12 protein-coding genes are annotated in these 11,917 nt (G+C 64.6%); 6 read left to right on the plus strand and 6 right to left on the minus strand.

What is annotated here, in order from left to right; all coding sequences use genetic code 11:
* Nucleotides 1-91 precede the first annotated feature (91 nt).
* From ACYQ12_RS00945 to ACYQ12_RS00965, 5 genes are all read right to left on the minus strand, one after another.
* Nucleotides 92-1,648, minus strand: coding sequence for an MDR family MFS transporter (locus ACYQ12_RS00945; protein ID WP_459866355.1), 1,557 nt, complete (start codon nt 1,646-1,648; stop codon nt 92-94).
* Nucleotides 1,641-2,753, minus strand: coding sequence for an HlyD family secretion protein (locus ACYQ12_RS00950; protein WP_459866358.1), 1,113 nt, complete (start codon nt 2,751-2,753; stop codon nt 1,641-1,643). Before ACYQ12_RS00950 ends, ACYQ12_RS00945 begins: the two co-directional genes overlap by 8 nt.
* A gap of 1 nt (nt 2,754) precedes the next feature.
* On the minus strand, nt 2,755-3,234 hold the full coding sequence (locus ACYQ12_RS00955) for a MarR family transcriptional regulator (RefSeq protein ID WP_459866361.1): 480 nt from the start codon (nt 3,232-3,234) through the stop codon (nt 2,755-2,757).
* A 115-nt stretch (nt 3,235-3,349) separates the two neighbouring features.
* Nucleotides 3,350-4,402: a dihydroorotase gene (gene pyrC / locus ACYQ12_RS00960; RefSeq protein ID WP_459866364.1), complete on the minus strand. Its 1,053-nt coding sequence runs from the start codon at nt 4,400-4,402 to the stop codon at nt 3,350-3,352.
* A gap of 148 nt (nt 4,403-4,550) precedes the next feature.
* On the minus strand, nt 4,551-5,759 hold the full coding sequence (locus ACYQ12_RS00965; protein WP_459866367.1) for an MFS transporter: 1,209 nt from the start codon (nt 5,757-5,759) through the stop codon (nt 4,551-4,553).
* 106 nt (nt 5,760-5,865) lie between these two features.
* On the opposite strand from ACYQ12_RS00965, the gene gmk reads away from it, so the two are divergent.
* The 6 genes from gmk to ACYQ12_RS00995 all read left to right on the plus strand — a co-directional run bounded on the left by gmk (nt 5,866) and on the right by ACYQ12_RS00995 (nt 10,865).
* Nucleotides 5,866-6,570: a guanylate kinase gene (gmk, locus tag ACYQ12_RS00970; RefSeq protein WP_459866370.1), complete on the plus strand. Its 705-nt coding sequence runs from the start codon at nt 5,866-5,868 to the stop codon at nt 6,568-6,570.
* A gap of 59 nt (nt 6,571-6,629) precedes the next feature.
* Nucleotides 6,630-6,881 carry a DNA-directed RNA polymerase subunit omega gene (rpoZ, locus tag ACYQ12_RS00975; protein WP_459866373.1) on the plus strand — a complete coding sequence of 84 codons (252 nt, stop codon included), beginning with the start codon at nt 6,630-6,632 and terminating at the stop codon, nt 6,879-6,881.
* Between the two features lie 34 nt (nt 6,882-6,915).
* Nucleotides 6,916-9,045: a bifunctional GTP diphosphokinase/guanosine-3',5'-bis pyrophosphate 3'-pyrophosphohydrolase gene (gene spoT / locus ACYQ12_RS00980; RefSeq protein WP_459866376.1), complete on the plus strand. Its 2,130-nt coding sequence runs from the start codon at nt 6,916-6,918 to the stop codon at nt 9,043-9,045.
* A 117-nt stretch (nt 9,046-9,162) separates the two neighbouring features.
* On the plus strand, nt 9,163-9,552 hold the full coding sequence (locus ACYQ12_RS00985) for a RidA family protein (protein ID WP_459866379.1): 390 nt from the start codon (nt 9,163-9,165) through the stop codon (nt 9,550-9,552).
* A 183-nt stretch (nt 9,553-9,735) separates the two neighbouring features.
* Complete coding sequence (gene thpR / locus ACYQ12_RS00990; RefSeq protein WP_459866382.1) at nt 9,736-10,260, plus strand: RNA 2',3'-cyclic phosphodiesterase; 525 nt, start codon at nt 9,736-9,738, stop codon at nt 10,258-10,260.
* 74 nt (nt 10,261-10,334) lie between these two features.
* Nucleotides 10,335-10,865 carry an acyloxyacyl hydrolase gene (locus tag ACYQ12_RS00995; RefSeq protein WP_459866385.1) on the plus strand — a complete coding sequence of 177 codons (531 nt, stop codon included), beginning with the start codon at nt 10,335-10,337 and terminating at the stop codon, nt 10,863-10,865.
* A gap of 88 nt (nt 10,866-10,953) precedes the next feature.
* On the opposite strand, the gene ACYQ12_RS01000 is transcribed toward ACYQ12_RS00995, so the two are convergent.
* The gene (locus tag ACYQ12_RS01000; RefSeq protein WP_459866388.1) at nt 10,954-11,829 is read right to left on the minus strand and encodes an SDR family oxidoreductase; all 876 of its coding nucleotides are present in this window, start codon (nt 11,827-11,829) and stop codon (nt 10,954-10,956) included.
* Nucleotides 11,830-11,917 lie beyond the last annotated feature (88 nt).

Below are 11,917 nucleotides of genomic sequence, written 5' to 3' on the forward strand. Positions count from 1 at the left end.
AAGCCATCGCAGGATACATCGGCATCCTGTCGAACTCGCACATGAGCCGGCTCTAACGCCTCGGGAATGCTTCAGCCATTCAGGCCGCAGGCTAGCGCCGCTGGTACATCAACGCCGTGGGCACCAGCGCCACCAGGAAGAGCAGCGCCACGGCAAGAAAGCTTTCGCGAAAGCCCATCATGTAACTCTGGGCGTATACCACCTGACCGAGATAGTGGCTGGCCGCGGCCGCCTGAAGCGACTCCGGGAGCCCGGCCTGGGCCATCAGCCCGGCGGTACTCTCGAGCAGCGCACGGGAAGCGCTGTTGGCGGCGTCCTGAGTGGCGGTGAAGGCTTGCGCATACAGTTGGGTGCGGTGCTCGAGCAGGATCGACAGCAGATTGACCCCGAATGCGCCGCCGAGCTGGCGCACGAAGTTGATCGCCCCGCTACCCTGGCTGAGTAGCGCCGCAGGCAGCGCTTTCAGGGCACCGGCGTTGAGACTGGGCAGGATGAACCCCAGGCCGACGCGACCGAGCATGATCCAGCCGGCGAAGGTCCAGAACGGCGTGTTGGTATCGGCGTCCCCCATCAGGAAGCAGGACAGGGCGAACAGGATCAGGCCGAACATGATGGTGAGCGGCGGCGGCGTCCTGTCGGTGGCACGCCCGGCGATGGGGAACACCAGTGCCAGGATGAAGCCGGCGGGCATCAGCAGCAGCCCCGAGCGGGTCGGGGTGTAGCCCTGGATGGTCTGCACGAACAGCGGGATCAGATAGGTGGAACCGTAGATGCCGGCGCCGAAGATGAACGCCACCACTGCGGCTCCGGAGAATACCCGGCGCGAGAACAGTCCCAGGTTGAGCAGTGGCGTGGCGGTCTTGAACTCCCAGGTCACGAACCCGGCGAAGGCGAGCAATGCGAGGGTGAAGTTCGTCAGGATGGTATCCGACAGCCAACCGTCGCGCTGGCCGTTGGACAGGCCGTTGAGCAGGGTGACCAGAAACAGCGTCAGCAGCCCGAACCCCAGCCAGTCGAAGCGCTTGGCCGGCCCCGAATGCGACCGCCCCGGCATGAACAGCAGCGCCAGGAAGGGTCCCGCCACGCTGAACGGCAACGCGATGAAGAACACGTAGCGCCAGCTGAAGCTGTCGACCATGATCCCGCCCAGGGTCGGCCCCAGTGCCGGCGCCAGCACCACCCCGATGCCGTAGATACCCATCGCCGAACCTCGCCGCTCGGGCGGATAGACCTGAAAGATCACCTGCATCGCCAGCGGCTGCAGGATGCCGGCGGCGCAGCCCTGCAGGATACGCGCCAGGATCAGTTCCCCCTCGTTGACCGACAGGCCGCCCATGATCGAGGCCAGGGTGAACACGCCCATGGCGAGTATGAAGGTCATGCGCTGACCGATGGTCTCCACCAGCCAGGCATTGAGCAGCATGGTGCCGGTCATCGCCGCCAGAAAGCCGGTGGAGAGCAGCTGCGCCTTGTCCTGGCCCATGCCGAAGGCACCCATGATGTCGGGCAGGGCAACGTTGATGATGGTCGCCGTGAGTACAGTGGCGATGGTGCCCATCATTACCGTCGCGGTAACGAGATAACGATAGGTCGGGCCATAGCGCGCAAACAACGCCTCGAGACTGTCCGAGCGTGGTGCATCACTCACCGGTGGAGGCCTCGAGTTCCACCATCATGCCGGGCTTGAGCAGGCCTTCGTGCTGAGACACCGCAATACGTACCGGCAGGCGCTGGGTGATCTTGGTGAAGTTACCGCTGGGATTGGGGCTCGGCAGCAGGGCGAATTCGCTGGTGGCGGATTGGCCGACGCGTTCGACGGTGCCCTGGAAGGCCCGGTCCGGCAAGGCATCCACCCGGATAGCGAGGTTCTTGCCGGGCGGGAAGTGACGGATATCGGTCTCCTTGACGTTGGCCTCGACCCGCACCTTCCCAGGATCATGAACCATCAGCAGCCGCTGGCCCGGCGTCACGTACTCGCCGTCATCGACAAAGACCCGGTCCACCACGCCATCGAAGGGCATCACGAGGGTGCGATCCTCGAGGTCGAGCCGAGCCTGCTGGCGCTGGGCCCGCAACTGCTGCGCCTGGGCCTCGAGCCCGGCGAGCTGGCGCTTGAACACCGCCAGCTCCTCGCGATCCGCCTTGGCCTCCTGCCACTGGGCGCGCGCGCCGCCGAGATCCTGGCGCGCGGTCTCCAGTGCCGTCTGGGTCTGATCCAGCCGCGCCTGGTTGACCGCCCCCTGCTTGACCAGCTTCGCCACCCGCTGATTGTCGATCTTCGCCAGCTTGAGCCTGGCCTCGGCCGAGGCCACCGCAGCCGAAGCCACCTCGATGGCGCTCTGGGTCTGGTGATCGACCATCTGCAGCCGGGCGGCGGTCTCGTCATGGCTGGCGGCGTTAGCGGCAAGCTGGGCATCGAGCGCCTGCACTTTCAGGCGGCTCTCACGGGCATCGATAGTGACGATGGCCTGGCCGCGTGCGGCGGTATCGCCCTCGATGACGTCCACGTCGGTCACCCAGCCGGGAACGCGACTGCTCAGCACCACCATATCCGCGGCGATCCGCGCATCGATGACATTGACATGGGTGAACTGATCGTAGAGCCAGGCACCGCCCCCGGCGAGGATCGCCAGGCCAATGATCATGCCTGCCAGCATTCGCCGCCGTTGCAGCCAACCCCGACGTGGCCCGTCGGCGGGTGAAGCGCTGGATGAGGCGGGCTTCGCCGCTGCCTCATGCTGAGAACTTGTCATGTCACGTGTCCTTGCTGAAGGTGAGCCCCCGATCATCGTCGACAACCGTGGAACCGAGCCTGCCGACGATGCGCTCGAAGACGTTCAGGCAGGTCTGCAGATCGTCTGCGGCAATCCCTGCCAGGATCTCGCCACGCACCTTGCTGGCCACGCTCTGGATGCGTTCGAGAACGGGCGTGGCCTTGGGTGTCAGATGCACCGTCTTGACTCGCCGATCGCCGCTGGTGGCCCGGCGTTCGATCAACCCCTGCGACGCCAGCCAGTCGAGCGATCGCACCAGCGTCGGCCCCTGAACGTTGATGGCCCGGGCCAAGGTGGTTTGCGTGACCGCCTCCTGCGCCCGGGAGAGCTGCAGCAGAATCCGCCAGCGCGACTCGGTCAGGCCGTACGGCGCCAGGCGCTGGTCGATCTCCGCGCGCCACAAACGGGCGACCTGACCCAGCATCTGGCCGAAGATTTCCCGCGGGTCGCTGTCTTGCATCTCGTGATCCTCGTTCCGGTTATATTATTAGCACGCCCTTCAATAGGTAGCTAGCTATCAATAAGTGGCATAAAAAAACCACCATGATGCGACACATGGCGGTTAGGTGGCGGAACTAGCCGCTGCGCTTGACCGACCAGGCCAGCGTCTCGCCGGCGCGAAACGGCACCAGACGATGCTCGCCCTCGCCGATAGTCTCGGGCACCTGACATGGCGTGCGGGTGAGTTCGATGGTGGCCTCGTTGGGCGCCAGGCCGTAGAAACGCGGCCCGTTCAATGAGCAGAACGCCTCGAAGTGCTCGAGTGCCCCTTCCTCCTCGAAGACGGTGGCGTACACCTCGAGCGCCGAGGGGGCGTTGAACACCCCGGCGCAGCCGCAACTCGTCTCCTTGGCGGGGATCACGTGCGGTGCGGAATCGGTACCCAGGAACAGCCGCGGATGGCCGCTGGCGATGGCCCGGCGCAACGCCTGCTGATGCGTGCCGCGCTTGAGTATCGGCAGGCAGTAGAGGTGCGGACGGATGCCACCGACCAGCATGTCGTTGCGGTTGTGCGCCAGATGCTGCGGGGTGATCGTCGCCGCCAGAAACTCGTTGCCTTCACATACGTACTGGGCGGCCTCGGCAGTGGTGATGTGCTCGAAGACGATCTTGAGCTCGGGGAACTGACGACGGATCGGTTCCATGACCTCGTCGATGAAGGCCTTCTCGCGATCGAAGATATCCACTTCGGCGTGGGTCACCTCGCCGTGGATCAAAAGCGGCATCCCCAGGCGCTGCATGGTCTCGAACAGCGGGTAGATCGCCTTGACGTCGCGTACGCCATGCGCGGAGTTGGTGGTGGCGTTGGCCGGATAGAGCTTGGCGGCGGTGAATACGCCCTCGATAAAGCCATGCTCGAGTTCTGCGGCATCGACGCTCTCATTCAGATAGCAGGTCATCAGCGGCGTGAAGTCGTGCCCGGCCGGCAGCGCGGACAGGATCCGCTCGCGGTAGGCCTGGGCGGACGCGACGGTCGTCACCGGCGGCACCAGATTGGGCATGATGATCGCCCGGGCATAGAGACCGCTGGTATGGGGCAGCACCGTCGCCATCAGTTCGCCGTCGCGCAGGTGCAGGTGCCAGTCGTCGGGGCGGCGGATGCGTAGGGAAGAGGCGGGCGCGGTCATGTCAGGCTCCATTGTCACTGGGCACGGCTGCGGCGCGCGCAGCCCCGATAAGGCAAGAATTGACGAGACGACGATTTTACCGCGACTCGGCGCGTCATTCGTGACAATTTTCATGGCGTCGACATGACGCGGCCGTTCATCCGGTCACTCACGAAGAGGCTGCCACCGCCTGGCGCCGGTGAATCAGCAGCCCCAGCGCCACCGCCGCCAGCAGGGCCACCAGGGCGGCGAAGCTCATTCCGGTGGTCGCCAGCCCGAAAAAGCGCGCCGTCAGCCCGATTCCCACCACCGGGATCGAGATCGCCACGTAGGCGACAAAGAAGAAGGTCGAGGTGACCGTGCCGCGCTGGTCGGCGGGGCTGGCCGCGGTGACCAGACCCAGCCCGGCGCGAAAAGCGATGCCCTGCCCCAGCCCGACGATCACCGCGCCGGCCAGAAACAGCGCCAGGGAGTGGGCACCGATGCCGGCACCGACCAGGCCCACGCCGAGGATCACCACCGCGCAGCCCAACGGCAGCCGCCAGGCCTTGGCGAGGCGGTCCTGCACGCTCTGGCCCAGGATGGAGGCGAAGAACACCACCCCTACCACCACACCGATCAAAAAGAGGTTGTCGTAACCCAGCACCTGTCCCATGAAGGCCGGCGCCGTGGCGGTGAAGAAACCGAACACCGCGAATCCGGCGAAACCGGCGATGGCGGCAGGCAGGAACACCGCGCGCACCTCGGCCGGCACGCTCAGGCGTTGCAGGCCGAGGCGTGGATGAGCAGGCCGCTTCACCGTTTCGCGAACCCGCCACACCGCGACTGCGGCAATGACGAGCAGCGTCAGGTGCACGGCGTAGGCCAGATGCAGCGGCCAGGGGGCATATTCGCCGAGCCATCCGGCCATCACCGGCCCCATTCCCAGCCCCCCCATGTTGGCGGCAGTGGCCGTCAGGGTGGCGAGCGGCTTGTTGTCCTCGGGCGCCAGCTCGATCACCGCCACGGTGGCGGTGCCGGTGAAGATCCCGGCGGAGATACCCGACATCACGCGACCGATGAGCAGCGCCACCAGGCCGTCGCTCTGGAAGAAGATCACGTCGCTGACCGCTGCGGCAGACAAGCCGGCGAACAGCAGCGGGCGCCGGCCGAGCTGATCCGACCAGCGGCCGGTGACGATCAGCGCGGCGATCACGCCCACGGCGTAGGCGGCGAAGATCACCGTGATCATCAACTCGGAGAAGCCGAACTGCTGGCGATAGAGCGGATACAGCGGCGTCGGCAGGGTGGTGCCGAGCATGGTCACCAGAAAGGCAAAAGCGACACCGAGAAAGGCCAGGCGCGGTATCGATGCACCGCTGGCTGCAGAATCGGGCATATCGAGCATCCTTGTTCACAGTCGTCCGTTCGCGTCAGTGTAGAGGCAGGCGGGCATGTGCGATAATGACGAGCTCCTTTCGCAGCGGCTCAATCGGACACCCACCATGTCCCACGGTACTTATTCTTCATCTTCATCCTCTTCTTCGCGTTCTCCCCATGAGGCATCGTCCGACACGACGCCCCACGGTACGCTGTATATCGTTTCCGCGCCCTCGGGAGCCGGCAAGACCAGCCTGGTCCGCGCCCTGCTCGAGCGCGTCGACGGCATTCAGGTCTCGGTTTCCCATACCACCCGCGCGATGCGCCCGGGCGAGGCCGACGGCACCAACTACCACTTCGTGGACGCGTCCACCTTCGAAGGCATGATCGCTCACGGCGACTTCTTCGAGCATGCCCGGGTCTTCGACAACTACTACGGCACCTCGCGTTCGGCGGTGCAGGCATTGCTCGCCGCCGGCACCGACGTGATTCTCGAGATCGACTGGCAGGGCGCGCGCCAGGTGCGCCATCAGATGCCCGATGCGGTGTCGGTGTTCATTCTGCCGCCGTCGCGCGAGGCGCTGCGCGAGCGCCTGTCCGGGCGTGGCACCGATGATGACACGATCATCCATCGGCGCATGCGCGACGCCGTCAGCGAGATGTCGCATTTCGACGAGTACGATCACGTCATCATCAACGACACCTTCGCGCATGCCGTGGCCGAACTCGAGTGCCTGGTGCATGCCGAACGCACCCGCCTGGCGCGGGTTCGAGCCCGGCACGGCGCCCTGCTCGAGGCGCTCTTGTCACGCGAGGAAGACGTCGAGTAGACTCAAGGGTCCTACCGTATTTTCCCGTATTTGTTTCCTACTACCATCAGGATACTTTCATGGCACGCGTCACTGTCGAAGATTGTCTGGAACATGTCGAAAACCGTTTCAAGCTGGTCATGATCTCCACCCAGCGCGCTCGCCAACTGTCGCGCGGTTCCCGTGATGCCCTGCTGCCCTGGGAAAACGACAAGCCGACCGTCATGGCGCTGCGCGAGATCGCCGCAGGCCGCATCGATGAGAATGTCCTCGACGAGCCGATGGAAGCCGCCCCGGTACGTGCACGCCGCGAGCCCGAGATTGATAGCTGAACCGGCACCCCTCGCCTCACGACAGGCGCGCTTGATGTTCACCATCGATGATCTCACCGACCGCCTGGGCGGTTACCTGCCGGCGGAAGAGATCCAGCAGGTCAGGCGCGCCTTCTACTACGCCGAGCAGGCCCACGACGGCCAGCGACGGCGTTCCGGTGAGCCCTACGTCACGCATCCGCTCGCCGTCGCCAATATCCTCGCCAACATGCACATGGACCATCAGAGCCTGATGGCCGCCATGCTGCACGATGTGATCGAGGATACCGGCGTGTCCAAGGAGGCACTGGCGGCGCAGTTCGGCGAGCCGGTGGCGGAACTGGTCGACGGCGTCTCGAAGCTGACCCAGATCACCTTCGAGGACAAGGCGGTCGCCCAGGCCGAGAACTTCCAGAAGATGGTGATGGCGATGTCCAACGACATCCGCGTGATCATCGTCAAGCTCGCCGACCGGCTGCACAACATGCGTACGCTCGGTGCGTTGCGTCCGGACAAGAAGCGCCGCATCGCCCGCGAGACGCTGGAGATCTACGCCCGCATCGCCGGGCGCCTGGGCATCAACACCATCCGCATCGAGCTCGAGGACCTGTCGTTCCAGGCCATCTATCCGATGCGCGCCGAGCGCATCAAGCGCGCGGTGACCAAGGCGCGCGGCAACCGCCGGACCATGATGCGCCAGGTCCAGGACAGCCTGCAGAAGTGCCTCGACGATGACGGCCTGACCGGCACCGTGGTGGGCCGTCAGAAGCATCTGCTGTCGATCTATCGCAAGATGCGCGATCAGCAGAAGCCCTTCGCCGAGATCATGGACGTGTTCGGTTTTCGTATCATCACCGACAACGTCGACAGCTGCTACCGTATCCTCGGCGCGGTACACAATCTCTACAAGCCGGTTCCCGGGCGCTTCAAGGACTACATCGCCATTCCCAAGGCCAACGGCTACCAGAGCCTGCATACCACGCTGTTCGGCGCCAATGGCATTCCCATCGAGGTGCAGATCCGCACCCGCGAGATGGAAGCCATGGCCAACAACGGCATCGCCGCGCACTGGCTCTACAAGGCCGGCCAGACCGAGCGACCGATCGCCGTGGGCAGCCATGCCCGGGCCCGGGAATGGGTCCGCGGCCTGCTCGAGATGCAGCGCCACGCCGGCAATCCGCTGGAGTTCATCGAGCACGTCAAGAACGATCTGTTCCCCGACGATACCTACGTGTTCACTCCCAAGGGCGACATCATGGAGCTGCCGCGGGGCGCCACCGCAGTGGACTTCGCCTACAGCGTGCATACCGACATCGGCAACAGCTGCATCGCCTGTCGCATCGACCGCCATCTCGCGCCACTGTCCACCGAGCTGGAAAGCGGCCAGACGCTGGAAATCATCACCGCCCCGGGTGCACGTCCCAATCTGGCGTGGCTCAACTTCGTGATCACCGCCAAGGCCCGCTCCGCCATCCGTCATGCCCTGAAGAACCAGCAGCGCACCGAGGCCATACAGCTGGGCCGGCGGCTGCTCAACAAGGCATTGACGAGCTTCGACACCAGCCTCGAGGAGCTGCCCGAGGCCAGCATGCCTTCGCTGCTGGGCGAGCTGGAAGTCACTCACGAAGACGACCTGCTGGAATCCATCGGTCTGGGCACGCGCATGGCCTATGTCGTCGCCCGCCGCCTGGTCGAAGGCGAAAGCATGGCGAAGTCCGACGTTCCGGCCGCTCGCCAGGACGGGCCGATTCAGATCAACGGCGCCGAAGGCATGGTGCTGAGCTTCGCCCGCTGCTGCCACCCGCTGCCCGGCGACCCGGTGCTCGGACACCTCTCGGTGGGCAAGGGCATCGTCGTGCATCGTCACGACTGCAGGAACCTCGACGAACTGCGCAGCGACCCCGACAAGCTGTTTGCCCTGGAGTGGTCGAAGCAGATCGATCAGGATTTCCCGGTGGCGCTGCGCATCGAGGTCGAGACCCGGCGTGGCCTGGTGGCCGAACTGGCCAGTCTGGTCACCGACGCCGATGCCAATATCGAGCGTATCGGTATCGAGGAGCGCGACGTTCACCTGTCGATCGTCAACCTGACGCTGGCGGTACGCGATCGCGTCCACCTGGCGCGAATCATCAAACGGATACGTAACCTGCCCCATGTCGGCAGGATCACTCGCGTCACCAATTGACCCCTGGCGACTGCCCTGCCGCGGCCGGCGCGGCAGGGCAGTCGTTTTTGTTTCCTGCCGTTCCGGCGGCAAATGACAACGCTGGCACACACGACATAACGATAAGGAACAGACATCATGAGCAATATCGCCGTCATCAGCACCGAGCGCGCCCCGGCCGCCATCGGCCCCTACTCCCAGGCCATCAAGGCCGGCAACACTGTCTATCTGTCCGGGCAGATTCCCCTGGACCCGAAGACCATGGAACTCGTGGAAGGTGATTTCGAAGCCCAGGCACGCCAGGTGTTCACCAACCTCGCCGCCGTCTGCGAGGAAGCCGCCGGCTCGCTCAAGGAGATCGTCAAGCTCAACCTGTATCTGGTCGATCTCGACAACTTCGCCGTCGTCAACCGGGTGATGGAGGAGTTCTTCCAGGCACCCTATCCGGCCCGTGCCGCCGTCGGCGTCAAGGCCCTGCCCAAGGGTAGCCAGGTCGAGGCCGAAGCCATCATGGTCATCGGCGATTGACGGAACGCTGAACCACTGTCTGCGCGGACAGATCACTGCGTTGCGCGGTGCTGGCGTGTCGTCCCGGCCGGAATCATCACCTGCAAGTTTCCAGGCTCCGGCTCCCGCGCTCCGTGCGCTTTGCTCCGCTCGCCGAGCTTTTCAGGTTCCCGACACCGACCGTCGGCTGGGGAAGACGAGAATATGCGTCTATTCTTCGCTTTATGGCCCGACGCCGCCCTGCGCGGGCAGTTCGATACCTTGGCGCAAGCGGCACATGATGTCTGCGGAGGCCGTCTCACGCGCCCGCAGACGCGACATCTGACCCTGGCCTTTCTTGGCGAGGTCGCCGCAGCGGATGTCGCGCCCTTGGTGGCATTGACCCGCTCGCTGCCGGTGATGCCCGGACAGTGGCGGCTGGATCGGCTTGGCTACTTTCCGCGTGGCGGAGTGGTGTGGGCGGGCAGTCGCGAGCCATCGCCCGATCTCGACGCGCTGCATGCCAAGCTGCATCAGGCGCTGGCGGCACGCGCCCTGGCGCCCCGCGTGGAGGAATCCTTCATTGCGCACGTCACCCTGCTTCGTCACGCCCGCAGACCTCAGCCTGGCAGCCTGCCGCCTCTCCCCCTGACATGGCGCTATAGTCATCTCGAGCTGGTGCATTCCGTTCCCGACGGTTCACGCAGGCGATATGAGACGCTGGCCCGCTCGGTAGATGCCACCCCCTAGACTCACTCCTCTGCATTGCTTATCGCTATAAGCTTTGCTTAAATCATTAACGAAACCTAAATCAAGGATGAAACATGGGATTTCGTACTCTTCGCGGCCGGAGCGTCGCTTCTACACTGGCAGCCGGTCTGGCGGTGCTTGCATCCGCCTCTTTCACCCCTGCCCAGGCGGATGTCTCCGTGGCACTGGGCAGCAGCAGCGAAAGCACACCCGTCTACAAGGTGGAAGTGGACAGGCAGTTCTCGCTTCATCAATGGCATCCTGCGCTGAGCCTGCGCCTGGCGGGCGGCGCCATGTGGTTGCCTGGCGATGACGACGACGACAATGCGGCGCTGCTGATCACGCCGGCGTTCCGTTACACCTTCATGAGTTCGTCCTATCGCCCGTTCATCGAAGCGGGCGTGGGCGCTGCCGTGTTCATGAACACGCATTTCGAGGATCGTCGGCTGGGCTCGGCGTTTCAGTTCGAGGATCGCCTCGCGGCAGGCATGCGCGTGGGTCCGGGGGAGCTGGGCGTGAGCGCCACTCACTACTCGAATGCCGACATCAAGTCACCCAACGACGGCTTCGAGGTGTACGCGGTGAACTACCGGCTGCCCCTGTAGGGCAACCCTCTGTCGATTGGGGCAGGCAAGAAGCAGGAACGGCCCATGATCATGGGCCGCCTTGGCGATGCAGACCGCAGCCGACAGGTCAGGCGCTTTCGGGCTGTCGGGAGCCGTTCTCCTTCAGCACTTGGGCATAGCCCTCGCGATAGGAGGGATAACGGAAGCGATAGCCCGTCTCGCAGAGCCGGGTGTTATCGCAACGCTTGCTGGCGCGGCGGCGCAGCGGCGACTGGATGGTCTCGGTGAGCTCCACCTTGAGCTGCTTGGCGAGCCAGGCCATGACCTCATGCAGCGGCGTGGGCTCGCAATCGCTGGCCAGATAGAGGTCGTCGACCGGTTGCCCGTCCAGGGTGCGCTGAATGAGATGTACCAGTACCCCGGCGCAATCGTCGCGGTGAATGCGGTTGGAGTACATCGGCGGATTGGCCGCAGCGCTTCGCCCTTCGCGGACCTGACGGATCAGGCGATCGCGTCCGGGGCCGTAGATACCCGAGAAACGGACTACGGTACCCGGCAACGCATGATCGAGTAGGGCCTGTTCGGCATCACGCATCAGTTGGCCCGAGAAGCCGCTGGGCGCCGTGTCGGAGGTTTCGTCGACCCTTTCACCATCCTGCTGACCGTAGACGCTGGTCGAGGAGACGAAAAACACGCGCCTGGGGTGTTTGTCGCGCCCCTCGAGCTCCGCCAGCAGCGCTTTCATGCCTTGGGGATAGGCCGCCTGATAGGCGCTCTCCTCGAAGCGATCGGCAGTGAGGACGTAGACGACGATATCCGCGTCGGGCAGCTGCGCCAGGGCCCCTTCGGCATTGATATCCAGCGCCAGCGGCTCGATTCCGGTACCCTCGAGAAGCGCGGCGTTACGTCGGACGCCGACGACACGCAAACCTTCGGCAGTGAGTTGTTGGCCAAGCACGACACCGATGTCGCCACAGCCGAGAATCAGACAGGTTTTCTTCACCTTTCCCTAGCCTCTTGGTAAAAAGTCCCTTGGTGATACATCCTTGATACAAAACCGAACTCATCGCGCTGACAGGAGGCCCTTGCGG

The sequence above is a fragment of the Halomonas shantousis genome, assembly GCF_054654615.1.

Coding starts and splice junctions, on each gene's coding strand:
- ACYQ12_RS00950 (WP_459866358.1), bottom strand. CDS start 2,753: ATGACAAGTTCTCAGCATGAGGCAGCGGCGAAGCCCGCCTCATCCAGC.
- ACYQ12_RS00955 (WP_459866361.1), bottom strand. CDS start 3,234: ATGCAAGACAGCGACCCGCGGGAAATCTTCGGCCAGATGCTGGGTCAG.
- pyrC (WP_459866364.1), bottom strand. CDS start 4,402: ATGACCGCGCCCGCCTCTTCCCTACGCATCCGCCGCCCCGACGACTGG.
- ACYQ12_RS00965 (WP_459866367.1), bottom strand. CDS start 5,759: ATGCCCGATTCTGCAGCCAGCGGTGCATCGATACCGCGCCTGGCCTTT.
- gmk (WP_459866370.1), top strand. CDS start 5,866: ATGTCCCACGGTACTTATTCTTCATCTTCATCCTCTTCTTCGCGTTCT.
- rpoZ (WP_459866373.1), top strand. CDS start 6,630: ATGGCACGCGTCACTGTCGAAGATTGTCTGGAACATGTCGAAAACCGT.
- spoT (WP_459866376.1), top strand. CDS start 6,916: ATGTTCACCATCGATGATCTCACCGACCGCCTGGGCGGTTACCTGCCG.
- ACYQ12_RS00985 (WP_459866379.1), top strand. CDS start 9,163: ATGAGCAATATCGCCGTCATCAGCACCGAGCGCGCCCCGGCCGCCATC.
- thpR (WP_459866382.1), top strand. CDS start 9,736: ATGCGTCTATTCTTCGCTTTATGGCCCGACGCCGCCCTGCGCGGGCAG.
- ACYQ12_RS00995 (WP_459866385.1), top strand. CDS start 10,335: ATGGGATTTCGTACTCTTCGCGGCCGGAGCGTCGCTTCTACACTGGCA.